General features: G+C 73.6%; 20 protein-coding genes. 13 read left to right on the plus strand and 7 right to left on the minus strand.

Going from position 1 to position 23,973, the window contains the following annotated elements; genetic code table 11:
* Positions 1-2: 2 nt before the first annotated feature.
* Entirely contained in the window at positions 3-1,286 is a 1,284-nt protein-coding gene (locus AB0L33_RS02785) for a sensor domain-containing protein (protein ID WP_365677292.1), read from the minus strand.
* Between the two features lie 132 nt (positions 1,287-1,418).
* On the opposite strand from AB0L33_RS02785, the gene AB0L33_RS02790 reads away from it, so the two are divergent.
* Positions 1,419-2,153, plus strand: coding sequence for an ABC transporter ATP-binding protein (locus AB0L33_RS02790; protein ID WP_365677293.1), 735 nt, complete (start codon positions 1,419-1,421; stop codon positions 2,151-2,153).
* The gene (locus tag AB0L33_RS02795; protein WP_365677294.1) at positions 2,147-4,603 is read left to right on the plus strand and encodes an ABC transporter permease; all 2,457 of its coding nucleotides are present in this window, start codon (positions 2,147-2,149) and stop codon (positions 4,601-4,603) included. The genes AB0L33_RS02790 and AB0L33_RS02795 overlap by 7 nt, the downstream gene beginning before the upstream one ends.
* Positions 4,604-4,609: 6 nt before the next feature.
* On the opposite strand, the gene AB0L33_RS02800 is transcribed toward AB0L33_RS02795, so the two are convergent.
* Positions 4,610-5,293 carry a phosphotransferase gene (locus AB0L33_RS02800; protein ID WP_365677295.1) on the minus strand — a complete coding sequence of 228 codons (684 nt, stop codon included), beginning with the start codon at positions 5,291-5,293 and terminating at the stop codon, positions 4,610-4,612.
* A gap of 177 nt (positions 5,294-5,470) precedes the next feature.
* Between AB0L33_RS02800 and AB0L33_RS02805 the strand changes: the two genes are divergently transcribed.
* On the plus strand, positions 5,471-6,841 hold the full coding sequence (locus AB0L33_RS02805; protein WP_365677296.1) for an alpha-lytic protease prodomain-containing protein: 1,371 nt from the start codon (positions 5,471-5,473) through the stop codon (positions 6,839-6,841).
* A 115-nt stretch (positions 6,842-6,956) separates the two neighbouring features.
* Positions 6,957-7,814 (plus strand): carbohydrate-binding protein, encoded by an 858-nt coding sequence (locus AB0L33_RS02810; protein WP_365677297.1) that lies wholly within the window; start codon positions 6,957-6,959, stop codon positions 7,812-7,814.
* A gap of 381 nt (positions 7,815-8,195) precedes the next feature.
* Here AB0L33_RS02810 and AB0L33_RS02815 read toward each other — a convergent pair whose 3' ends face one another.
* Complete coding sequence (locus AB0L33_RS02815) at positions 8,196-9,881, minus strand: bifunctional 3'-5' exonuclease/DNA polymerase (RefSeq protein WP_365677298.1); 1,686 nt, start codon at positions 9,879-9,881, stop codon at positions 8,196-8,198.
* Between the two features lie 116 nt (positions 9,882-9,997).
* Here AB0L33_RS02815 and AB0L33_RS02820 point away from each other — a divergent pair, with 116 nt between their 5' ends.
* Both AB0L33_RS02820 and AB0L33_RS02825 read left to right on the plus strand, forming a co-directional pair.
* Positions 9,998-11,152 carry a DUF2786 domain-containing protein gene (locus AB0L33_RS02820; RefSeq protein WP_365677299.1) on the plus strand — a complete coding sequence of 385 codons (1,155 nt, stop codon included), beginning with the start codon at positions 9,998-10,000 and terminating at the stop codon, positions 11,150-11,152.
* Positions 11,153-11,206: 54 nt separating this feature from the next.
* Complete coding sequence (locus tag AB0L33_RS02825) at positions 11,207-13,345, plus strand: FUSC family protein (protein WP_365677300.1); 2,139 nt, start codon at positions 11,207-11,209, stop codon at positions 13,343-13,345.
* A gap of 33 nt (positions 13,346-13,378) precedes the next feature.
* On the opposite strand, the gene AB0L33_RS02830 is transcribed toward AB0L33_RS02825, so the two are convergent.
* The gene (locus AB0L33_RS02830) at positions 13,379-13,906 is read right to left on the minus strand and encodes a hypothetical protein (protein ID WP_365677301.1); all 528 of its coding nucleotides are present in this window, start codon (positions 13,904-13,906) and stop codon (positions 13,379-13,381) included.
* A 249-nt stretch (positions 13,907-14,155) separates the two neighbouring features.
* Here AB0L33_RS02830 and AB0L33_RS02835 point away from each other — a divergent pair, with 249 nt between their 5' ends.
* Positions 14,156-14,392 carry a DUF397 domain-containing protein gene (locus AB0L33_RS02835; RefSeq protein ID WP_018102227.1) on the plus strand — a complete coding sequence of 79 codons (237 nt, stop codon included), beginning with the start codon at positions 14,156-14,158 and terminating at the stop codon, positions 14,390-14,392.
* Positions 14,393-14,495: 103 nt separating this feature from the next.
* On the opposite strand, the gene AB0L33_RS02840 is transcribed toward AB0L33_RS02835, so the two are convergent.
* Positions 14,496-14,996 carry an ATP-binding protein gene (locus tag AB0L33_RS02840; protein ID WP_365677302.1) on the minus strand — a complete coding sequence of 167 codons (501 nt, stop codon included), beginning with the start codon at positions 14,994-14,996 and terminating at the stop codon, positions 14,496-14,498.
* 328 nt (positions 14,997-15,324) lie between these two features.
* Here AB0L33_RS02840 and AB0L33_RS02845 point away from each other — a divergent pair, with 328 nt between their 5' ends.
* The 5 genes from AB0L33_RS02845 to AB0L33_RS02865 all read left to right on the plus strand — a co-directional run bounded on the left by AB0L33_RS02845 (position 15,325) and on the right by AB0L33_RS02865 (position 20,217).
* Positions 15,325-16,206 carry a helix-turn-helix transcriptional regulator gene (locus AB0L33_RS02845; protein WP_365677303.1) on the plus strand — a complete coding sequence of 294 codons (882 nt, stop codon included), beginning with the start codon at positions 15,325-15,327 and terminating at the stop codon, positions 16,204-16,206.
* A 54-nt stretch (positions 16,207-16,260) separates the two neighbouring features.
* Complete coding sequence (locus tag AB0L33_RS02850; protein WP_365677304.1) at positions 16,261-17,718, plus strand: aldehyde dehydrogenase family protein; 1,458 nt, start codon at positions 16,261-16,263, stop codon at positions 17,716-17,718.
* A gap of 55 nt (positions 17,719-17,773) precedes the next feature.
* The gene (locus AB0L33_RS02855) at positions 17,774-18,415 is read left to right on the plus strand and encodes a PadR family transcriptional regulator (RefSeq protein ID WP_365677384.1); all 642 of its coding nucleotides are present in this window, start codon (positions 17,774-17,776) and stop codon (positions 18,413-18,415) included.
* A gap of 75 nt (positions 18,416-18,490) precedes the next feature.
* Entirely contained in the window at positions 18,491-19,435 is a 945-nt protein-coding gene (locus AB0L33_RS02860) for an ATP-binding cassette domain-containing protein (protein WP_365677305.1), read from the plus strand.
* Positions 19,432-20,217: an ABC transporter permease gene (locus AB0L33_RS02865; RefSeq protein ID WP_365677306.1), complete on the plus strand. Its 786-nt coding sequence runs from the start codon at positions 19,432-19,434 to the stop codon at positions 20,215-20,217. Before AB0L33_RS02860 ends, AB0L33_RS02865 begins: the two co-directional genes overlap by 4 nt.
* Before the next feature lie 15 nt (positions 20,218-20,232).
* On the opposite strand, the gene AB0L33_RS02870 is transcribed toward AB0L33_RS02865, so the two are convergent.
* Both AB0L33_RS02870 and AB0L33_RS02875 read right to left on the minus strand, forming a co-directional pair.
* The gene (locus AB0L33_RS02870; RefSeq protein WP_365677307.1) at positions 20,233-21,657 is read right to left on the minus strand and encodes a glutamate decarboxylase; all 1,425 of its coding nucleotides are present in this window, start codon (positions 21,655-21,657) and stop codon (positions 20,233-20,235) included.
* Between the two features lie 97 nt (positions 21,658-21,754).
* A complete protein-coding gene (locus AB0L33_RS02875; RefSeq protein WP_365677308.1) occupies positions 21,755-23,029 on the minus strand; it encodes an ion channel protein in 1,275 nt (424 codons plus the stop codon).
* A gap of 129 nt (positions 23,030-23,158) precedes the next feature.
* Between AB0L33_RS02875 and AB0L33_RS02880 the strand changes: the two genes are divergently transcribed.
* Positions 23,159-23,920 (plus strand): MerR family transcriptional regulator, encoded by a 762-nt coding sequence (locus AB0L33_RS02880; protein ID WP_365677309.1) that lies wholly within the window; start codon positions 23,159-23,161, stop codon positions 23,918-23,920.
* The last annotated feature ends 53 nt before the right edge of the window (positions 23,921-23,973 follow it).

The following is a 23,973-nucleotide window of genomic DNA, read 5'->3' on the forward strand; positions in this document are numbered from 1 at the left end:
GCTCAGCGCCTCTCGCTCGCGCCCGATACGGGGACTTCCAGGCGGAACACCGTGGGCCCGCCGGGGGGACTGGACAGTATCAAACGGCCGTCCAGCACCGAGAGACGGTCGGCCACCCCCTGCAGCCCCGTCCCGTCCCCGGCCGAAGCGCCGCCCCGCCCGTCGTCCGCCACCTCCACCACCAGCCGGCCGCGCGCGAGCTGCCCGGACACCTCGATCCGCGCCGCCCCACTGTGCTTGGCCGCGTTGGCCAGCGCCTCGCACACCGCGAAGTACACCCCGCTCTCGACGGCCCCCGGCAGCCGCTCCGGCAGGTCCAGGTCCACATCGACCGGCACCACCGAACGGTCCGCCACGTCCTCCACGGCCGCGCCCAGCCCCCGGTCGGTGAGGACCTGGGGGTGGATGCCCCGGATCAGCTCCCGGATCTCCACCAGCGCGGTGTCCGCCTCGCCGTGCGCCTTCGCGAGGAGCCTGGCGAGCGGCTCCGACGGGCCCTCCAGGCGGGCCAGCCCGAGCGTCATCGACAGGGCCACCAGCCGCTGCTGCGCCCCGTCGTGCAGATCGCGCTCGATGCGCCGCCGCTCCGCCTCGAAGGCGTCCACCAGCCGGCTGCGCGACCGGTCCAGCTCCCGCAGCCGCGCCACGGCACCGGAGTCCGTGAGCAGCGCCCGGGTCAGTGTCGCGCGCCAGGCCGCCAGCACCCCCAGCGGATACGCGAACACCGGGAGCAGCACCAGCCCGGCGAGCAACGCCCCGAAGGCGGCCGGATAGGAATGGACGAGCCACAGCTTCAGCACCCGGACCTCCTCGCCGCCGCTCACGGCCAGCACCGCGGGCGCCGCTGTCAACCCGCCGCACACCGTGAGCGCCGTCCCCACGGTCACCGCTTCCACCGGCCACAGGACGACCGCCATCAGCAGCGCGTAGGCCAGCTCCCGCCACGTCGCCCGCTCCCGCAGCCGGGTCCGCAGCCAGGCGGTGAGCCCGGTGCCGTCCGGCTCGCGATGGACCGGGGCGAGCGGGCAGGGGTCGACGAGCCGCAGTCTGCGGCGCTCCAGGGCGGCGAGCGGGATGCCGGAGAGGGCCAGGGTGAGCAGGAGCGGAAGGCCGACGAGGAGCACGGCGAGCGCGCCGCCCGCGACCGCGAGCAGCAGGAGGACGGCGAGCGTCACGACGCCGGTGAGCGCGCCGGTCAGTAGGTAGAGCGCCGCCCGCCACGGCCAAGGACCGCGCACGTACCGCCGCTGCCGCAGGGCCTGGTGGAGGCCGGGGGAGGAGGACATGCGGAAACGGTAGGCGGCGCGCGCGGACCCGGACCACCCAGCGGTTTCCACTCCTGAGGTAGAGACAGCTCCACCTCAGGAGTGGAAACCGCTGCGATGTGCCGGACGGGCGGCGGCGGTTGGCTGGGGGACATGAATCACGCAGCCGTCCGACTCCGCTCGGTCACCCGGTCCTACGCCGGAAAATCCGGTGCCGTCACCGCACTCGACGCGGTCAGCCTGGACATCCCCCGGGGCTCCTTCACCGCCGTCATGGGCCCCTCCGGCTCCGGCAAGTCCACCCTGCTCCAGTGCACCGCCGGCCTCGACCGGCCCACCGCGGGGCAGGTGTTCCTCGGCGACACGGAGCTGACCGGGCTGAGCGAGCGCCGCCTCACCCTGCTCCGCCGCGGCCGCATCGGCTTCGTCTTCCAGTCGTTCAACCTGCTCCCCGCCCTCACCGCCGAGCAGAACGTGGCCCTGCCGCTCAGGCTCGCGGGCCGCCGCCCGAAGCGCGCGGACGTCCTCGGGGTCCTGGACCGAGTGGGCCTCGGCGGGCGCGCCGGGCACCGCCCCGGTGAGCTGTCGGGCGGCCAGCAGCAGCGGGTGGCGCTGGCCCGCGCCCTGGTCACCCGGCCCGACGTGCTCTTCGGCGACGAGCCGACCGGCGCGCTGGACTCCGCGACCGGCCGCGAGGTGCTGGCACTGCTCCGGACCATGGCGGACGACGGCCAGACCGTGATCATGGTGACCCACGACCCGGTCGCCGCCTCGTACGCGGACCGGGTGCTGTTCCTCGGGGACGGCAGGGTGCGCGACGAGCTGCACGCCCCGGAGGCCGAGGAGATCGCGGCCCGGATGACGCGACTGGGGGCCGTCCCGTGCTGAAGCTCGTGCTCCAGGGCATACGGACCCGCTGGGTCACCCTCGCCGGCTCCTTCCTCGCGCTGGCCCTGGGCGTGGGGATCGTCGCCACGACGGGCCTGGCCCTCGCGGCCACCTTCGACGGTCCGGAGCAGGCCCCCGAACGGTTTGCCGCCGCGCCCGTGGTGGTGCGGGGAGCGGACCAGGCGCGCGTGCGCACCTCGATCGGTATCCGTACGCAGAAGCTCACCGATCCCCGGCCCGTTCCGCCGGAGGTCGCCGCACGGCTCGCGGGGCTGGGGCGGACGGCGGTGGACCGGACCTTCCCGGTGTCGACGGGGAACGGGTCCGGCGCGGCGGTCGGTCATCCCTGGGCCGTCGCCGACGCGACCCCGTACCGGCTGCTCTCCGGGCGGCCGCCCGCCGCGCCCGGCGAGGTCGTGGTCGCGGCGGGGGAGGGGGCCGCCGGGGACCGGATCACCCTCACCACGCCTGCGGGGAAGGGACGTTGGACGGTGACCGGGACCGTCCACCCCGCCTCCTTCGAGCGCGCCGTGTTCTTCGGCGACGCGGAGGCCGCCCGGCTCTCGCCGGACATCGGCGCCGTCGTGGTGCACGCCGACCCGGCCGCCGTGCGCGCCGCCGTCGGCCCGGGCCTCGACGTCCTCACGGGCGACGAGCGGCGCAGGGCCGACCCCGACCCGGACCGGGACGCCGAGGCCCTCGTCTCGGTGAACGCCCTGCTGGGCACCGCCGCCGGCATCACCGCCTTCGTCTCCGTGTTCGTCGTCGCCTCGACGTTCTCCTTCGCGGTGGCCCAACGCCGCCGGGAGTTCGGTCTGCTGCGCATGGCGGGCGCGACGCCCGGCCAGGTGCGCCGCCTGGTGTACGCGGAGGCCGCGCTCGTCGGCGTCCTCGCCTCGGCGGCGGGCTGCCGGATGGGGCTCTCCGGTGCGCCCCGGCTCGCGTCCTGGATGGTCGAACAGCGCCTTGCCCCGGCCTGGTTCGCCATTGGACACCCGAACTGGCCGCTGCACACCGCCTTCTGGACCGGCCTCGCCGTCGCCCTCGCCGGAGCGGTCGCCGCCGCGCACCGGGCCGGACGGGTCCGCCCGGCCGAGGCCCTGCGCGACGCCGCCGTGGACAGCGGCACGATGCCGCCGGTACGCGTGGTGCTGGGCGCGACCGTCCTGCTCACCGGGGCGGTGCTGGTGGTGCTCGGGCTCGTCCAGGACCCGGCGGGGCTCCTCAAGCGCAAGACGTACACCACGCAGCCGATGCTTCTGATCACCGGATGCGCCCTGTTCGCGCCCCTCCTGGTGCGCCCCGCGATCCGCCTCCTGGCCTGGCTGCCCGCCCGGCTGCCGGGCGCGACCGGCCTCCTGGTCCGGGAGAACGCCTCGGCCGGGCTGCGCCGGACGGCCGCCGTCGCCGCGCCCGTGCTCGTCACCGTCGCCCTGGCCGCGTCGCTGATGGGCACCAAGGCGACGATCGACGAGGCGAAAGCGGCGGAGGCGCGCGGGCAGGTCACCGCGGACTTCCTGGCCGTGGGCGAACGGGCGGGCATCCCGCAGGAGTTCGTGGACCGGGCCCGACGCGTCGAGGGCGCCCGGGTCAGCGCCTCGCGCACCACCTCCGTCACCGTGCTCGAAGAGGGCACCGCCCTCATCCGCTCCGACGCCCGGGCGGTGGACCCGGCCGACGAGGCCGCCGTGTCCGCGCTGCCCGTGGTCGCCGGACGCCTCGCCGACCTGGACGACCGCTCCATCGTCGTCAACGAGGAGTGGGCCACCCACCGGGTCGGCGCCCGCGTCCGGGTCCGGCTCGGCGACGGCCGCGAGGCCACCCTGCGCATCGCGGCCGTGCTCGCCGTCGGCACCGGCGACAACGGCGTCTACCTCACCCCGCGCAACGCGGCCGGCGCCCCCGTCGACCGCGTCGGGATCGCCGTGCGCGCCGGGGCCGACCGGCAGGCCGTCGACCGCGGGCTGCGCGCGGCCGGGCGGGCCACCGGCACCGAGGTGCTGACCCGTGAGCAGTGGGCCGCGTCCCTCGCCCAGGGCGGCGGCACCACCCGGACCGGGCTGCTGATGATCCTCGCGATCGCCCTCGTCTACACGGGGATCGCCCTCGCCAACACCCAGGTCATGGCCACCGCGGACCGGGTCCGCGACTTCGCCGTGCTGCGCCTTGCCGGAGCGACGAAGGCGCAGGTGCTGCGGTTGGCCGGGGCGGAGGCGCTGGCCGTCGTCGCGGTGGGCGCGGGGCTCGGCGGGGTGGTGGCCGCGCTGAACCTGCTCGGTGTACGGGCCGCGCTCGGCCGGCTCGACGTCCCGGCGGCGGTCGTCGTGCCGTGGGAGGCGGTCGGGCTCGTCGTGGCGGTGAGTACGGCGCTCGCGGTGGCCTGCGCCGTGCTGCCCGCCGGACTCGCCCTGCGGACCCGGCCGGTGGAGCTCGCCGGGGCGCGGGAGTAGGACGTGCTACCGCCCCGCGAGCGCGGTGACCAGGGCCGCCGCGTCGCCGATCAGGGCCGTCTCGGCCGGGCTCATCGTCGGGTTGAGGGTGCGCCGTGTGGCCGCGTCGGCGAGGTGGCGGGCGGGGATGCCGTCGTCGGCGGCGAGGCGCGGCACCAGGGCGGTCACCAGTTCCCGGGCCCCCTCCGCCGCCGGGTGGTCCGGATCCACCGCCACCTGCGCCAGGATCAGCGCCGACATGGCCCGGTCCAGGGCGGGCGGGCCCTCCTCGGCGTTGCTCCAGTCGATGACCACGGGTCCGTCCGCCGTCATCAGCACGTTGTCCGGGTGCAGGTCCAGGTGGAGCACCCGGTCCTCGGGGTCGGGCGAGAGCCTGGCCGGGATGGTGTGCAGCTCGGCGAGGAGCCCGGCCAGCAGCTCCGCGCCCTCCTCGGCACCGATCTCCCCGGACATCAGGGACTCCAGCATCGTGGGGCCGTTCAGGCGCTGGAGGACCAGATCGCCGGGACCGGCCGACGGGGGCTGCGGGCCCAGCCGGGGCACCGGGTAGCCGGAGGCGGACAGGTAGGACATGACGGGCAGTTCCCGGGAGGCGTCCATCCTGTCGCGGTAGCGCCGCAGCACCCACGCCTCGTCCAGCTCGTACACGTCCGCGTCGCGTCCACTGCCCAGCAGTCGGCCTATTCGCATGAGGGGAACCTACTCGGGACCCGTATACAAAGGGAGTTGGGGCCGGGTCACGCGCCCCATAACGCGGTGCGATGGGGCGGACGGGATCTCCTGGAGCTGACGTGTACGCGGCTACCTTGGCGGCGAATTCCCCCGCACCGCTTCCCCCGAAGCGATCCCCCGAACAAGGAGAGTTCCATGGAGAGATCCATGCTCCGCAGGCGGGCCCTCGCCGCGTGTACCGCCACCGCGGCCGTCGGCGCGCTCGCACTCGCCGGGCTGACCGGCACCGCGTCCGCCGACCCCGCCCCCCACACCCCCGCCGTCACGACGGACGCCGCGCAGCTCTCGCCCGGACTGCTGAAGGCCATGCAGCGCGACCTCGGGCTGACCGCCTCCGAGGCCCGCGACCGCATAGCCAACGAGGCGCGGGCCACCGCCGTCACCGCCGGACTGCGGTATTCGCTCGGCGACGACTTCGCCGGCGCCCGCGTCTCCGGTGACGTCGGCACGCTGACGGTCTCCACCACCGACGCCTCGGACGCCGCCCGCATCGCGAAGGCCGGCGCCCGCGCCGAGGTCGTCGACCACAGCCTGGCCGAGCTGGACGCCGCCAAGGCCGCGCTGGACCGGGTCGCACTGCGCACCGCTCCGAAGGACGTCCCCGCCTGGTACGTGGACGTCAGCGCCAACCGGGTCGTCGTCCAGGCCGGGCAGGCGTCCGCCGCCGAGGCCCTGCTCGCCGAGGCAGGCGTCTCCCGCGGCCTGGTGAAGATCGCGCACTCCACCGAGCAGCCCCGCACCTTCGCGGACCTGCGCGGCGGCGACGCGTACTACATGAACGGCTCCGGCCGCTGCTCCATCGGCTTCCCCGTCAAGCGCGGCACCCAGAGCGGCTTCGTCAGCGCCGGGCACTGCGGGACCCCGGGCGTCTCCACCAGCGGCTACAACCAGCAGGCCCAGGGCTCGTTCCAGGGCTCCACCTTCCCGGGCCGCGACTACTCCTGGGTCGCCACCAACACCAACTGGACCCCGCGCCCGCTGGTCAACGGCTACGGCAACGGCGACGTGACGGTCACCGGCTCCACCGAGGCGATCGAGGGCCAGTCCGTCTGCCGCTCCGGCTCCACCACCGGCTGGCACTGCGGCACCATCCAGCAGCGCAACAGCAGCGTCACCTACCAGGAGGGCACCGTCTCCGGGGTGACCCGGACCAACGTCTGTGCCGAACCCGGCGACTCCGGCGGCTCTTTCATCTCCGGCAGCCAGGCCCAGGGCGTCACCTCCGGCGGCACCGGCAACTGCTCGCAGGGCGGTGTGACCTACTTCCAGCCGCTGAACCCGGCGCTCCAGGCGTACGGGCTCACCCTGGTCACCAACGGCTCCACCACCCCGCCGGACCCGACCGACCCGCCGACCAACCCGGGCGGCACCTGGGCGGCCGGCACCACCTACGCGGCCGGTGACGTCGTCACGTACGGCTCGGCGAGCTACCGCTGCCTCCAGGCCCACCTGGCGCAGCCCGGCTGGACCCCGCCGAACGTCCCGGCCCTGTGGCAGGCCCTGTAACACCGGAACACCCCCGCCCCTCAGGCGATCGAGGAACGGCCCGGGGCGACCGACACCGCCCCGGGCCCCGCACCGCGCACGTGCCCTTCCCCACCATCCCGAGGAGTCCACAGCCATGCCCCCCGCATCCCCCGAGAGCAACGAGCCCACCGCCGAAGCCGCGGGCGGCCCCGCGATCAGCCGCAAGTCCCTCCTCAAGGCGGCGCTCGTGGCCACCGCCGTACCGCTGTTCGCAGGCGGCGGGGTGGCGCTGGCGCGCGACGCCGGGAAGACCGGCGAGCCGCTCGCCCCGACCCCGGACTGCGACGACGGCGACGAGCCGACGCACGACCAGATCGAGGGCCCGTACTTCAAGCCCAACTCCCCGCTCCGCACCAGCCTGGTGACGTCGTCCACGCCCGGCGTCCCGCTCACCGTCAGCGGTTACGTCTTCGGGCGCGAGTGTCGCCCCATCCCCGGCGTGCTGCTCGACTTCTGGCAGGCCGACACCAACGGCGCGTACGACATGAGCGGTTACGCCTTCCGCGGTCACCAGTTCACCGACCAGAACGGCGCGTTCACGCTCACCACGATCGTGCCCGGCCTCTACCCCGGCCGCACCCGGCACATCCATGTGAAGGCCCAGGCCCCCGGCTCGGGCATCCTCACCACCCAGCTGTACTTCCCGGGCGAGCCGCGCAACAGCACCGACTCGCTGTACGACCCGGCGCTCCTGATGAACGTCCGGGCGGTCGGCTCCGGCAAGGAGGGCAGCTTCGACTTCGTCCTGAACGTCGCCCAGGACCCGACCGATCCGCCCACCGACCCGACCGACCCGCCGACCGAACCGGGCGGCACCTGGAAGGTCGGGACGGCCTACTCCGCGGGAGACCGCGTCACATACGGCGGGGTCGCCTACCGCTGTCTGCAGGCTCACACCGCCCTGACCGGCTGGGAGCCGCCGAATGTCCCCGCGTTGTGGGAACGCGGGTAGACAGCAGACCGGCGGAGGCGGCCCAGGCCGTGTCCGCGAAGTCCCGCCTGGCCCACGACGCCCGGCACGCACTCTCACCGCACCGACCGAAATCCCTAGTACGTCCAGTACGAGGGATGTCGGCCGGCACGCCGAGAAGTGGGGTCTCCCCTGTTCGAGCGAAGCCGAGAACTCGGGGAAGCACCAGACGCCGCAGGCCACGCCCTTCGGGCGTACGGCGCGACTTCACGGACACGACCTGACCGCCGCGCCCACGCGCCCCGGGCTCTCTCCCCGGGGCGCGTGCGGCGCACGGCCCGGGCCGGAGGGGGTTCGGTCCCGGGCCGTTTCACCTGACACGTCCCACCCGGCGTCCCAGTGGTGCTCCCCCGTCACTTCACGTCACTTCGCGTCCGAATAGCGCTCCACCACCGCCGTGGTGAACGGGAAGCGCACCGGTGTCTCCCCGAAGGCGGTCCGTCCGGCCACCCCGGCGGCCTCCCGGAGCGCTGCCACGACCGCCTCCGCCTCCGCGAGCGGACAGTGCACGATCACCTCGTCGTGCTGGAAGAAGACCAGCTCCGCCCGGAGCCCGGCGGCGGCGATCGCCCGGCGCAGGGCCGCCAGGAGCAGCAGCGCCCACTCCGCCGCACTGCCCTGGACCACGAAGTTCCGCGTGAACCGGCCGCGCGCCCGCGCGTCCGACGACGCGTAACCGGGCGTGAAGTCCGGGCGTGCCCCGTCCTCCTCCTGCGGGATGCCCGCCTCCCCGTCCTCACCGTGCCCGGCCGCCGGGGGACTGGTCCGGCCGAGCCAGGTGCGTACGAGACGGCCCTCCTCGCCCGCCTTCGCGGCATCGTCCACATACGCGACCGCGCGCGGGAACCTGCGTCGCAGGGCCGCCAGATTCTTCAGGCCGTCGCCGGAGGTCTGCCCGTAGACGGCACCGAGCAGCGCGATCTTGGCGTGGTCGCGGTCGCCGTGGAAGGCGCGGTCGGACAGCGCGGTGTAGAGGTCGCCCTCGTGGCCCGCGACCTCCATCAGGCCCGGGTCCCGGGAGATCGCGGCCAGCACCCTGGGCTCCATCTGGGCGGCGTCAGCGACGACCAGCCGCCACCCCTCGTCCGCGACGACGGCCCGCCGGATCACCTTGGGGATCTGGAGCGCCCCGCCGCCGTTGGTCGTCCAGCGCCCGGAGACCGTGCCGCCCGGCTGGTACTCGGGGCGGAAGCGGCCGTCGCGCACCCAGTCCTGCAGCCAGCTCCAGCCGTGCGCGGTCCAGATCCGGTACAGCTTCTTGTACTGGACGAGCGGCGCGACCGCCGGATGGTCCAGGGACTCCAGCTCCCAGCGGCGCGTCGAGCGGACCTTGATCCCGGCCTGCGCGAACGCCCGCACCACATCGGCCGGCAGATCCGGGCGCACCCGGCGGCCGAAGGCGGCGGACACCTCGTCGGCCAGCTCGGCGAGGCGGCGGGGCTCGCCGCCGCCCGCGTACCGCTCGCCCAGCAGTTCGCGCAGCACCTCGCGGTGGACGTCGGCCCGCCAGGGCAGGCCCGCCCGGTTCATCTCGGCGGCGACCAGCATCCCCGCCGACTCGGCGGCCGTCAGCAGCCGCATCCGGTCCGGCCGGTCCGTCGCGTCGTGGCGCGCGAGCTGCGCCGCGTACACCTCGGTCAGCGCGTCGAACGGCAGCTCCTGGCCCGAGGGCGGCTCGAAGAGGGAGGACTGGGAGCCGGGCTCGGCCGACCGGGGCGGCGGATCGGGCGGCACCGGGCCGCCGCGCAGCCGGGCGAGCGCGGCGGCGGCCGACCGGGGCTCGCCGAGCCGGCCCTCGTGCCCGAGGAGCAGGGACTCGGCGGCCTCCACGTCGTAGGCCCGCTCGACCCGCACCCCGGCGGCCAGCAACCGGGGATAGACCTCGGCCGTCGAGCGCCACACCCAGCGGGTGACGTCCGGCCGGGAGCGGACCGCCTCCGCGAGGTCCGGCTCGGTCAGGACCGGGCCCGCCGGGCGGCCGGCGCGGTCCAGCGGGGCGAGGCGCGCGCCCCCGCCCTCCGTGGCGGCCAGCACCCAGCGTTCGGTCATACGGCCGAGTCTGGCACCGGGCACTGACAGCGTCCCGGAGCCGGAGTTTCGTGCGCGCGTTCGATATCCACAGCCTGTGGAGACAGCTGTGGACGGGGCCTGCTTACGCTGACCTCATGGAATCGGTGATCGACCAGGCGTTCGCGGCCGCCCTCTACACGGAGGGCGACGCCGGTCTCGACACCGGCGCCTCGCTGCTCGCCGCCGCCCCGCAGGCCGACGCGGAGCTGGTGCGCCGGGGCGAGGAGTTCGTCCGGCGGGCCTGGCAGCGCGGCTGGCTCCCCGCCGACGTCGTCCGCCTCGTCCGCCGCGACCTGGACGAGCACGCGGCGGGCCTGGCCGCCGGGCTCATCGCCTCCGAGGTCCGCCGCTACGACGAGCTGCCGCCGCGCTGGCGGACCCAGCTGGACGAGCTGCCTGCCGCACCGCCCCCCGGCCGCCCCGACCGCTTCTCGTACGCCTCGGCGCTCCTCGCCCTCTACCGGCTGCTGCTCGCCCTCCCGGCCATCGAGCCCGTCGGACCCCCGCCGGGCGCGGCGCGCGAGGCCCTGACCCGGCCGCCCGCCGCCGGGGAGCCACGCATGCTCACCCGCATCCGCGCCCTGCTCGCGAAGGCGGAGGCGACGGGCTATCCGGAGGAAGCGGAGGCGCTGACCGCCAAGGCGCAGGAGCTGATGGCCCGGCACAGCATCGACGAGGCCCTGCTCGCCGCCCGGACCCACGGCGACCGCACCCCCGGCGCCTGCCGGATCGGCGTGGACGCCCCCTACGAGACGGCCAAGGCGATCCTGCTCGACGCGGTGGCCTCGGCGAACCGCTGCCAGGCCGTCTGGAACAGCGACCTGGGCTTCGCCACGGTCATCGGCTTCGAGGCGGACCTGGAGGCCGTCGAACTGCTCCACACCTCGCTGCTCGTCCAGGGCACGGCCGCGATGACCCGCGCGGAGGCGGGCCAGCGCGCCGGCGGACGCAAGCGGACCAAGACGTTCCGGCAGTCCTTCCTGATGGCCTACGCCCAGCGCCTGGGCAGCCGCCTCGCCGACGGCACCGCCCGCGCCACGGCCGAGGCGGAGGGCGACACCGCCGACGCCGCGCTGCTCCCGGTCCTCGCCGCCCGCGACCTCGCGGTCACCGAGGCCGCCGAGCAGATGTTCCCCCGCACCACGACCACCCGGGTCAGGGGCGCGACGGACCTGGACGGCTGGACGCACGGCACGCGGGCGGCGGACCGGGCCCGGATGGGCGGGGACGCGAAGGGCATCGGGCGCTGAGCTCGCCAGTCCGCATAAGTCGGGCAAAACGGCGATTCCGGTTAGGCTCGGCACATGAGCTGGCTCCGGGCGCTGAAGGAGACCGCCCGCACCGGCCTGAAGATCGAGCGGCGGCGCCTCGAACCCCTGGTCGCGGTGCGCGGCGCGGCCGGGCTCGCCCTGGTCATCGGGGTGAGCCTCACGCTGTTCGGGCCGGTGGTCGCCGCCAGCTCCGCGTTCGGCGCGTTCCAGGCCGCCATCGCCACCTTCCAGCGCAGCTGGCGCCCCCGCCCCTTCCTCGCCCTGGTCTCCGGCGTCAGCCTCGGCCTGTCCACCTTCGTGGGCTATGTGACCGGCACCCATCTCCTGCTCTTCGTGGCCCTCCTGGTGATCTGGACCTTCCTCGCCGGGCTGGCCTGGGCAGCGGGCCCGACCGGCGGGATCATCGCCGCGTCCAACGTCGCGATCATGCTCGTCACCATCACCCTGCCGACCTCCGTCGCCCAGGCGGCCCTGCACGGCGCGATGATCATGTTCGGCGGGGTGGTCCAGGCGGCGCTGATCGTTCTCTTCCCGATCCGCAGATGGGGCGCCCAGCGCGACGCGCTCGCCGACGCGCTGGCCGCCGAGGCCGACTACGCCCGGCGGCTGCGCCACGACCCGGTCGCCCACTTCGACCCGGAGCCGCTGATGGTCGCGCGCCGGGCCGCCGCCGTCACCGCCCGCGAGGCCCGCCGCCGCCCGGCCGAACTGCACGGCTCGCGCGGGGTCGCCGAACGCATCCGCCCCGTCCTGGCCTCGCTCGCCGACCCGGCCATGGGCGTGCCCGCCGAGGGCCCCGAGCGCGACCGCGTCCGCGAGCTGCTGGCCGCCGCCGGAGCGCTGCTCGACGCGGCCGCCCGGGCGATCCGCAACGGCGACCCGGTCAAGCTGCCCGCCCCGGCCGTCGCCGCGCTGAAGACCCCCGACACCGGGGCCCTGCTCACCGGCCCGCCGCTGCGCGCCGCCGACCGGCTCGCCGCCCTGCTCTCCGACGTCATCGAGGCCGCCGAGGGCGACGGCACCAAGGACGAGCGGGCCGGGGCCGAGGAGGCCGCCGACGCCATCAAGGAGGCCCGGCTGCCCGCCGAGCACCACCGGCGCCCCGGACTGCTGCGCCTCGCACCGGTCGTCGTCGGGGCGATGCGCCGCGAGGCGCACCACGGCTCCCCGATCCTGCGGCACGCGATCCGGCTGGCCGCCGTCGCCGCGGTCGGCTACCTCCTGGGCCGCCTGCTGCCGTTCGGGCACGGCTACTGGGCCCCGCTGGCGGCGGTGATGGTGATGCGGCCGGAGTTCTCCCAGACCTACTCCCGCGCGGTCGCCCGGTTCGGCGGCACCCTCGTCGGCGTCTTCCTCGCCTCCGCGATCGTGGAGGCCGCGCACCCGGGCACCGGACCGCTCGCCGCCCTCGCCGTGGTCTGCGCCCTGCTGATGTACCTGCTGATGCGGACCGGCTACGCGGTCGCCCAGGCGTGCGTCGGCGCGTATGTCGTCTTCCTGCTCGGCATGGCCGGCGACGACCTGTCCCAGACGGTGTTCGAGCGGGTGCTCCTCACCCTGGCCGGCGGCCTCCTGGCGATGATCTCGTACGCCGTCTACCCGGCCTGGGAGACCCCGCGCCTGCGGACCCGGCTCGGCGACTGGCTGAAGGCGGACGGCCGGTACGCGGCGGCGGTCGTGGACCAGTACGCGGACCCGGACGAACGCGGCCAGGGCGATGTGCGCCAGGCCCTGCTCGCCACCCGCGAGGCCCGGGTCGCCTGGCAGGAGGCGGTCGCGACGGCCCGGCACGAACCGGTGCGCCACCGGGGCCTCTCGCACGCCGCCGCCGACGCCACCCAGCACTCCCTGGCCCAGCTCGGCCGGGTCGCGATGCTCCTGGAGGCCCACATCCCGCGCGGCGGGGCGACCTCCGTGCCGGGGGCCGCCGCACTGGCGGACGCGCTGCGCCGGGCCACGGACCGGGGCGCCAAGGCGGTGCGGGAGCGGCGGGTGCCGGACTGGACGCCGGTGCGGGAGGCGCTGGAGCGCTGGGACGCGGAGTGCCGGGCGCGGGAGGAGGAGGCGGCGGAGGGCGGTCCGCCGCCCTCCGCCGGAGCCGGACTCGTACGCAACAACGTCGCCCTGCTCCTCGACGCCTTGGAGGACTTCTCGCGGGGCCTGACCTCGTAGCCTCCCGGCCTCATGGCGTCACGCCGTCATGCGTCACGGCGTGGGCAGATCCGACACGTTGGGGAGGTCGGGGAGGTCGGGGATGCCCTCCAGCGCGTCCGAGTCGGTCTTCTTCAGCGTGTCCTTCGTCCCGCTGCCCCACGTGATCACGACGGTCTTGCCGTCGTTGGACTCGACCTCCCCCGTGATCCGGGTGGCGTCGCCGTCGGCGCACTTCAGCTCCAGGGCCGGCTTGCCCTCGCCCGAGACGGTGCCCGAGCAGACATGGGACTCCGCGACGACGACGGCCGCCCCGGCGGCCACGGACAGCACGACGGCCTGGCCGTCGGTCTGGCCCGCCCACGCGCCCTCCAGCGCCTTGGCGTCACCCGCGGAGCCGCCCTCCGAGCCGCCGTCCGTGCCGGTGGACGCGTCGCCGCCGCCGCCCGCCGTGGGGCTCGCGCTGGAGCCGGAGTCCTTGCCCGAGTCGCCCTTGTCGCCGTCGCTTCCGCAACCGGTGAGCGCGAGCGCGGTCAGCAGACCGGTCGCGAGGACTGCGCCGGTACGTGCGATTTTGTGCATGTGGAATTCCCCCTGCAAGACGAATGGCCATCCAAGCTACCAGTGGGTCGCAAGGGGTGTTGCGAAGTCAACTCCCGGAATCGGGAGCCGGAGAGGCCGTGCATACGTCTCTGACGGCGGGAGCTGTAATCGCGGCGACACCCCGCGTGCACGTGCATCCGCTCGTGCATCCGCTCATGCACCAGAAATTGAACACAGCTATGATCCGGGACAGTTGACACTTGCACCTTGCAACTCGGGGAGCGTCCTGTGCACCACGTGTACAACGGCATGGCGGCCACAGAGCTTCGCGGAGTCGTCTGGCAGAAGAGCAGACACAGCAACTCCCAGGGGTCCTGCGTGGAGTTCGCGAAACTGCCCGACGGAGATGTGGCGATGCGCAATTCGCGCCACCCGGACGGGCCGGCGCTGGTCTACACGCCGGCCGAGATAGAGGCGCTGCTCCTCGGCGTGAAGGACGGCGAGTTCGACCACCTGGTGGGCTGACGGCCCCGTACACCACAGAGGGCCGAACTCCACTGGAAACCAGCGGTGTCCGGCCCTCGGGCGGTGTGCCACGCGGTGCGCCGGCCGGTCGCACCGCCCCCCGTCACACCGGGTCGGTCAGCCTGAACAGAGCCCAGACGACCTTGCCCCGGGGAGCCGCCGTGCCCGGCGCGCTCTCGGCGGTCAGTACGGGAGAGGGGTGCCAGCCCCAGCAGTCGCTGAAGGACTCCACCAGGAACAGCCCCCGGCCCGACTCGGCGGAGTCCGCCGCCTCGGAGGCGACCGGGCTCGCCTGGCTCGGGTCGCGCACCGCGCACACCAGCCGCGAGGTCCAGCGCATCAGGTGCAGCCGTACGGGCGGCTCCTGGGACTCGCGCGGGGCGTCGGCCGGCAGGGCGTGCCGCAGGGCGTTGGTGACCAGTTCGGAGACGACGAGAGCGACATCGTCGAAACGCTCGCTCAGTCCCCATCCCCCCAGCGTCACCCGGGTGAACTGCCGTGCGCCGCCGACCGCTTCGTAGTGCGGCGGCAGGGTGCAGGTGGCCGACCCGGAGACGTCCGAGGGATCGATGGGGGGAAGCCCCTGCCGTAACGGCTCGAGCATCGTCGATCCATTCGTCCCCATGCGAGGCACTCCCGGGAATCGCGGCTGGACCGGCACTCCGTACCGGTGACAGCGGCACAACACGAACGAGAACGCAGGTGCGCGGGCTCCATGGTTCCGAATGCGCACAGCAGATGCAAGGGCAGATGCACGTGCACGCGCCGGACCTGTCCGACGCCGTCCGGTTCTTGGTCATTTCTTCCTCGTCCCGGTTTCGCCGTCTTCCCAAGCTCTTCCCATTTCCGTAATCGAATGAGTACGGGGCGAAGCGTTTTGATGGCAGAATCCGGCTCTTGGGGTTCAGGGGGAGCCCCGATGCCAGGAAGCGATGGGGAGGGTTGGACCAGTGGCGGCAGGCGAGTCGAGTGGGTCCGTGGTGCGGCGCATCCTGCTGGGCTCTCAGCTCAGGAGACTGCGTGACTCGCGAGGCATCACGCGCGAGGCGGCCGGCTACTCGATCCGGGCCTCCGAATCGAAGATCAGCCGCATGGAGTTGGGACGGGTGAGCTTCAAGGCCAGGGACGTCGAGGATCTGCTCACGCTCTACGGCGTCACGGACGAGGCGGAGCGCGACTCCCTGCTCGCCCTGGCCCGTGAGGCCAACGTGGCGGGCTGGTGGCACAGTTTCGGGGACGTACTGCCCGGCTGGTTCCAGACGTACGTCGGCCTGGAGGGCGCGGCCTCGCTCATCAGGATCTACGAAGTCCAGTTCGTGCACGGGCTGTTGCAGACCGAGGACTACGCCCACGCGGTCGTCTCCCGGGGCATGCGCGGTGCGTCCCCGGCCGAGATCGACCGCCGCGTCGCCCTGCGCCTCGAACGCCAGAAGGTCCTCGTCTCCGAGCGGGCGCCCCGCTTCCACGCCGTGCTGGACGAGGCCGCGCTGCGCCGCCCGTACGGCGGACGCGAAGTGATGCGGGCGCAATTGCGGCATCTGATCGATATGTCGGAACAGCCGAACATCACGCTCCAGGTGATGCCGTTCAGTTTCGGCGGACACGCCGGTGAGAGCGGATCGTTCACCATGCTGCGATTCCCGGAATCCGATCTGTCGGACATTGTGTATTTGGAGCAGCTGACAAGCGCGCTCTATCTGGACAAGGACGAGGAAGTCGCCCAGTACGAAAAGGCGATGACGCGCCTCCACGAGGAGAGCCCGGGCCCGGAGGAGAGTCGTGACCTGCTCCGAGGACTTCTCCAACTCTCCTGAATTTTCAGTACGATGGCGCTCCTACAGGAGTCTGCACCTGAGTTAAGGGATCGCATGTCCTTCTTCCAAGAGCTGGCCGGCCAGTACATCGACGGTGAATGGCGGACGGGCACCGGCTCCTGGGACATCATCGATTTCAATCCCTACAACGGTGAGAAGCTCGCCGCGATCACCATCGCCACCGCCGCCGAGGTGGACAGCGCCTACCGCGCCGCCGAGCGCGCCCAGGGCGAATGGGCGGCGGCCAGTCCGTACCGCCGCCGGGACGTCCTGGAACGCGCGCTGCGGGTCACCGAGAAGCTGGCCGACGAGATCACCGAAGCGATCATCGACGAGCTGGGCGGCACCCGCACCAAGGCCGCGTACGAGCTGAGCCTCACCCAGGAATTCCTTCGCGAGGCAGCCCGGCAGGCGCTCTCGCCGGAGGGGCGCGTCCTGCCCTCCGCCGCGGACGGCCGGGAGAATCTGCTCTACCGGCTGCCCGTCGGGGTCGTCGGGGTCATCAGCCCCTTCAACTTCCCGCTCCTGGTGACGATGAAGTCGGTCGCACCGGCCCTCGCCCTCGGCAACGCGGTCGTCGTCAAGGCCAACCAGAACTCGCCCGTCGTCGGCGGCGGGCTCGTCGCGAGGATCTTCGAGGAGGCCGGGCTGCCGGCCGGGCTGCTCAACGTGGTCGTCACCGACATAGCGGAGATCGGTGACGCGTTCATCGAGCACCCCGTGCCCCAGGTGATCTCCTTCGCCGGATCGGACCGGGTCGGCCGCCACGTGGCCGCCACCGCGGGCGCCCTCTTCAAGCGGACCATCCTCGAACTCAGCGGCAACAGCGCCCTGGTGGTGCTGGACGACGCGGACATCGACTACGCGGTCGACGCCGCCGTCTTCAGCCGGTTCATCTACTCCGGCCAGGTCTGCATGGCCGCCAACCGCATCCTGGTGGACCGCCCGGTGGCCGCGGAGTTCACGGAGAAGTTCTGTGCCCGGGTCGCAGCCCTGAAGACCGGCGACCCGCGCGAGCCCGACACCCACATCGGCCCGGTCATCAACACCTTCCACGCCGACTCGCTGGCCGCCCTGGTCGACCAGGCGATCGCCGAGGGCGCCGAGGCCCGGGTGCACGGGCGGGTCCGCGGCAATCTGGTCGAGCCGACCGTGCTCGCCGGGCTGCCCGAGGACTCCCCGCTGCTGCGCCAGGAGATATTCGGCCCGGTCGCGCTGCTGGTGCCGTTCGACGGCGAGGACGAGGCGGTCCGGATCGTCAACGACAGCCCGTACGGCCTCAGCGGCGCCGTGCACACCGCGCGCACCGGGCGGGGCGTCCGGTTCGCCCGGCGCATCCGCAGCGGGATGTTCCACGTCAACGACTCCACCGTGCACGACGACCCGGGCATCGCGTTCGGCGGCGAGAAGGACTCCGGTCTGGGCCGGATGAACGGGGACGCGGCGGTCGACGCGTTCACCACCCAGAAGTGGATCTCCGTCCAGCACGGCCGCAGCGTCTTCCCCTTCTGACCTCGCCGGACACCTTCCCGCTACGCTGGCCGGGTTGACCAGAGAGGTGGAGGGCATGTCCGCGATCCGGCTGCTGGTCCTCGGCGCCGTACGCCAGCACGGCCGGGCCCACGGCTACCAGGTCCGCAACGACCTGGAGTACTGGGGGGCCCACGAGTGGTCCAACGCCAAGCCCGGCTCCGTCTACCACGCGCTGAAACAGCTCGCGAAGCAGGACCTGCTCCTGGCCCATGAGGTGGCCCCGAGCACCGCGGGCGGACCGCCGCGCATCGAGTACGAGATCACGGAGCGCGGCACCGAGGAGTACTTCACCCTGCTGCGCGCCTCGCTCACCTCCTACGACCAGAAGATGGACGTCCTCTCGGCGGGCATCGGCTTCATCGTGGATCTGGAACGCGCCGAGGCGGTGGCCCTGCTCCGGGAGCGCCTGAGGAACCTCGCGGCCTGGCGCGCCGCAGTCACCGAGCACTATCTCCCCGAGGGCGGCCCGGAGCAGCTGGGCCACATCGGCGAGGTCATGAACTTCTGGGTCCACTCGGCGGACGCGGGCGCGGAGTGGACGCGCGGCCTGATCGCCCGCATCGAGGGAGGAGCGTACGTCTTCGCGGGCGAGGGCGACCCCTTCGTGGGCGTACTCGCGGAGGGCGAGGAGAACCCGTACGCGACCGGGATCCCCGATCCGGGCGACGCCCACTAATCAAGTTTGACGAATCCCCCTGGGTCCCTTACCTTCCTCCTGCTAGTCAAGTTTGACTACTGGGGGTGTGCTGACGTGCGGGACGCGATCGTGGTAGAGGGAATGCGCAAGCGCTACGGAGGGGCGTACGCCCTGGACGGGCTGGATCTGACGGTCGCCCGCTCCACCGTGCACGCCGTGCTCGGCCCCAACGGGGCGGGCAAGTCCACGGCGGTCCGTGTCCTGTCGACCCTGCTGCGGTACGACGAGGGCCGGGCCGAGGTCGCCGGACACGACGTACGGCGGCGGCCGGCCGAGGTCCGCCGCCGGATCGGGCTGCTCGGCCAGCACCCGGCGCTCGACGAGGAGCTGGGCGGCCGGCAGAACCTGGAGATGTTCGGCCGGCTGTACCACCTGGGCGCGCGCCGGGCCGGGGCGCGGGCGGACGCACTGCTCGACCGGTTCGGCCTCGCGGACACCGGACGCAAGGCGGTCCGCGACTACAGCGGGGGCATGCGGCGGCGGCTGGACCTGGCGGCCTCGCTGATCACCGAACCCGAGGTGCTCTTCCTGGACGAGCCGACGACCGGGCTCGACCCGCGGGGCCGGACGGAGGTGTGGGAGGCGGTGCGCTCCCTGGTCGGCGGCGGCACGACCGTCCTGCTGACCACGCAGTACCTGGAGGAGGCCGACCGGCTCGCGGACCGGATCTCGCTGATCGACCGCGGCCGGGTCGCCGCCGAGGGCACGGCCGACGAGCTGAAGGCCCGGGTGGGCGGCGACCGCATCGAGATCGTCGTGCGCGACGCCGGCCGGCTGGCACGCGCGGCCGCCCTGCTCGACGGCGGAACGGTGACGGACCCGGACCGGCGGACCGTCGCAGCGCCCGCGGCGGACCGGATGGCGGCGCTCACCGGCGCCGTGCGGACGCTGGCGGACGCGGGGATCGAGGCGGAGGACATCGCGGTGCGCCGGCCGACGCTGGACGAGGTCTTCCTGGCCCTGACGGGCAGCGGTGACGACGAGGAGGTGGCCGCATGAGCGCGGCGATGTGGGCGGTGTCCGATTCCTGGACGATGACCCGGCGCGAACTGGCCCGCTGGGCCCGGCAGCCGGCGCAGGTGGTGGTGGGCCTGGTGTTCCCGGTGATGCTGCTGCTGATGTTCACCTATCTGGTCGGCGGCGGGCGCGGCGTCGAGGGCGGGACGGCCGAGTACCTGGTGCCGGGCATGCTGGCGCTGACCATGGCCTTCGGCCTGGAGTCGACCATGCTCGCGCTCACCCGCGACCTGGAGAAGGGGGTCGTGGACCGGTTCCGCTCGATGCCGATGGCGTCGGGGGCGGTGCTGGTCGGCCGGGCCGTCGCGGACATGCTGCAGTCGGCGGCCGCGCTGCTGGTGATGGGGGTCGCGGGTTACGCGGTCGGCTGGCGGTGGCACGAGGGGGTGGCCGCCGCGCTGGGGGCGGTGGGGCTGCTTCTGCTGCTGCGGTTCGCGATGCTGTGGCTCGGCATCCTGCTGGCGCTGGTGGCCGGGCGGCCGGAGCAGGTGCAGGCGGTACAGATCCTGGTCTGGCCCGTGGGCTTCCTCTCCACGGTGTTCGCGGTGCCGGAGACGATGCCCGGATGGCTGGGCGCCGCCGTCGAGTGGAACCCGCTCTCGGCCACCGCGACGGCGGTGCGCGACCTGTGCGGCAACCCGGGCGCCGACGGCGGCTCCTGGGCGGCCGGCCACGCCGGACTGCTCGCGGTGGTGGGGCCACTGGTGCTGCTCGTGGTGTTCTTCCCGTCGGCGGTACGCCGGTTCGCCGCCCTCGGCCGTTGAGGCGCCGCCGCCGTGTCAGTGGTGGAAGGACGTCGCCGCGTTCTGGTCCCTGGTCAGCGGGTGCGGCTGGGCGCGGAGCTCGGGCATCAGGAGGCGCAGGTCCTCCAGGAGCAGTTCCGCCAGGTCCGACGAGAAGCCGTTGCGGCACACGACGCGGAGCACCGCCAGGTCCTCCCGGTGGGCGGGGAAGGTGTACGCGGGCACCAGCCAGCCGCGTTCGCGCAGCCGCCGGGACACGTCGAAGACGTCGTACGCCTTCACCTCCGGCCTGGTGGTGAGCGCGAAGACGGGCAGCTGGTCGCCCCGGGTGAGCAGCCGGAAGTCGCCCAGCTCCTCGATCTTCGCGGCCAGGCCGGTCGCCACGTCCCGGGCCGCCTGCTGCACGGCCCGGTAGCCGTCCCGGCCCAGCCGCAGGAAGGTGTAGTACTGCGCGACGACCTGGGCGCCGGGCCGGGAGAAGTTCAGGGCGAAGGTGGGCATGTCGCCCCCCAGGTAGTTCACCCGGAAGACCAGCTCCTCGGGCAGCTCGGCGGGCGAGCGCCACAGCGCCCAGCCGACCCCCGGGTAGACCAGGCCGTACTTGTGGCCGGAGGTGTTGATGGAGGAGACCCGGGGGAGCCGGAAGTCCCACACCAGGTCCGGGTCGAGGAACGGCGCGACCATGGCGCCGGAGGCCCCGTCCACGTGGACGGGGATGTCGAGGCCGGTGCGCTCCTGGAGGTCGTCCAGGGCCGCGCACAGCTCCGCGATCGGCTCGTAGCTGCCGTCGAAGGTGGAGCCGAGGATGCCCACGACGCCGATGGTGTTCTCGTCGCACAGCTCGACCGCGGCCTGCGGGTCGAGGTGGAAGCGGTCGCCCTCCATGGGGACGAGGCGCGGCTCGACCTCCCAGAACGTGCAGAACTTCTCCCAGCACACCTGCACGTTCACCCCCATCACGAGGTTGGGCTTGGCGCTCGCCGGGTAGCGGTCGGCGTTCTTGGCCGTCCAGCGGCGTTTGAGCGCCATCGCGGCGAGCATGCACGCCTCGCTGGACCCGGTCGTGGAACAGCCGACGGCCGCCGAGGGGTCGGGCGCGTGCCACAGGTCGGCGAGCATCGCCACGCAGCGCCGCTCCAGCTCGGCGGTGCGCGGGTACTCGTCCTTGTCGATCATGTTCTTGTCGCGGCACTCGCCCATCAGCACCCCGGCCTGGGGCTCCATCCAGGTGGTGACGAAGGTGGCGAGGTTGAGCCGCGAGTTGCCGTCCAGCATCAGCTCGTCGTGGACGAGCCCGTACGCGGTGTGGGGCGGCAGCGGCCCGTCCGGCATCCGGTGCCGGGGCGGCGCCGCCTCCATGCCGGCGACCGGATCGGCGACCCCGTAGAACGGGTTGAGCGCCAGCTTGCGCTGCGTGGCCGACGGTTCGCCCTCGTGCGCGGAGCCCCGGTGGAGCGGCATCACGGACCTGCCCTTCTCGGCTCGCGCCCGCGAGACCGGACGAATCCGACGATACGGATGGTCTCCCCGTCCGACGCCCGGTGCTGGGCCGTCCGGCTCAGCGCATCGCCGTACCGTCCTCGCGCAGCTGCATCAGCGGCCGGCCGGTGACCAGCAGCCAGGCGGGCAGCGAGGCCACGCACAGCACCGGCAGCAGGGCCGTGTCGAAGCCCAGCACCGCCGCCGTGAACAGGCTCAGCCAGCCCTGCCGGGTGACGGCCAGCAGGACGCCCAGCACCGCGCAGGTCACCGCGAGAGCCACCGGAACCGCGTCCACCAGAGCGTGGGCGCACAGGCCGAGCGCCACGCCCACGAAGACCGCCGGGAAGATCCGGCCGCCCCGGAAGCCGCAGGTCGCGGCGATCACCAGGGCCGCCGTCTTCACCACCGCCATCCCCCCGAACCCGCCGGCCGACCAGCCGTCCGGATCGGCGGCGAGCGTCTTCACCTCGTCCAGCCCCTTGAACAGCGTGAGGTGTCCGCCGAGCGCCCCGAGCAGGCCGAGCGCGAGGCCGCCCAGGGTCAGGGCGAGCACCGGATGCGGCAGGGCCCGGAAGAAGCGGTGGACGAGGGGGAAGGCGTACACCGCCGCCAGGCCGAGGACCGCTCCGGCCGACGCGATCACGAGGGCGGAGAGCAGATCGCCCCAGCCGGTGTGCGTGTACGGGGGCAGCGACAGGTCGAAGCTGGGGTGCTCGGCCAGCGACATGGTGAGCGATCCGGCGGCCCCGGCCGCGAGCGGCCCGAACAGCTTGTCCCAGAGCGCACCGGCGCCGGGCGACGAGGTCAGCGTCTCGGTGAGGATCAGGGCGGCGGCGACCGGGGTGCCGAAGAGGGCGCCGATGGTCCCGGCGGCGGCGAGCGCGAGCCACAGCTCACCGGGGGCGCCCGGGGCGATCCGGCGGCCGGCCCAGGCGGCCAGGGCGATGTTGGCCGCGGTGATCGGGTTCTCCGGGCCGAGGCTGACGCCGCCCGCCAGGGCCAGGACGGTGACCACGAGCAGACCGGGCACCACGTGGGGCGGCAGGGGAGGGTCGACCAGGCCCATGGTCGCCGGGTCCGGGCCGCCCCGGCCGGGGACGGCGCGCAGCACGAGGCCGGTCACCAGGCCCGTGGCCGTGAGCATCACGATCATCCAGAGCGAGGAGAAGCGCCCCACGGAGAGCGCGTCGGGCAGCGTCTCCCACAGCACGTCCTGGAGCTGCTCCGCGAGCAGGCTGACCCCGAGCAGGACCAGGGCCGAGGCCACGCCCACGGCCAGGGCGGGCACGATGAGCACGAGCAGCCGGCGGGCGGGGGTGGGCTCGGCGGCGACGACGGAATCGGTCGGCATCGGCACACCATAGCGATGTGAAAGCCGTAAAACGCCTCAAAAGGTGCGGGTGGCAGGCGGGACTTGCACCTCACGCCGCGTGAGGGCCCAGGCTCGTACGCGTACCCACACAGGAAGGAGCGGGGAGCCATGGAGCACTCCGTGGGACAGGTCGCCGGCTTCGCCGGGGTCACGGTGCGCACCCTGCACCACTACGACACCATCGGCCTGCTCTCACCGGGCGGGCGCAGCCACGCGGGCCACCGGCGCTACGACGACGCCGACCTGGACCGGCTGCAGCAGATCCTCTTCTACCGGGAGCTCGGCTTCCCGCTCGACGAGATCGCGGCCCTGCTCGACGACCCGGACGCGGACCCGCAGGAGCACCTGCGCCGCCAGCACGCGCTGCTGTCGCACCGGATCGAGGAGCTCCAGCGGATGGCCGCCGCCGTAGAGACAGCGATGGAGGCACGCAGGATGGGCATCAACCTCACCCCCGAGGAGAAGTTCGAGGTCTTCGGCGACAAGGACCCCGAGGCGCACGCGGAGGAGGCCGAGCGCCGCTGGGGCGGTACCGACGCCTACGCCGAGTCGCAGCGCCGGGCCGCCCGCTACACCAAGGAGGACTGGCAGCGGATGAAGGCCGAGGTCGACTTCTGGAGCGAGCGCTACGACGCGCTGATGGAGGCCGGTGAGCCCGCCGACGGCGAGCGCGCCACGGACCTCGCGGAGGAGCACCGGCTCCACATCTCCACCTGGTTCTACGAGTGCGGCTACGAGATGCACCGGAACCTCGGCGGGATGTACGTCGCCGATCCGCAGTTCAAGGCGTTCTACGACGCCATGCGGCCGGGCCTCGCCGAGCACCTGCGCGACGCGATCGAGGCGAACGCGCGCCGCCGGGCCGCGTAAACGGTCACGGAGGCGGGTGGAACCCGGGGCCGCCCCGAGGCGTTGATAGCTTG

Source organism: Streptomyces sp. NPDC052299, from assembly GCF_040679335.1.
In the GTDB taxonomy this organism is placed as follows: Bacteria; Actinomycetota; Actinomycetes; order Streptomycetales; family Streptomycetaceae; genus Streptomyces.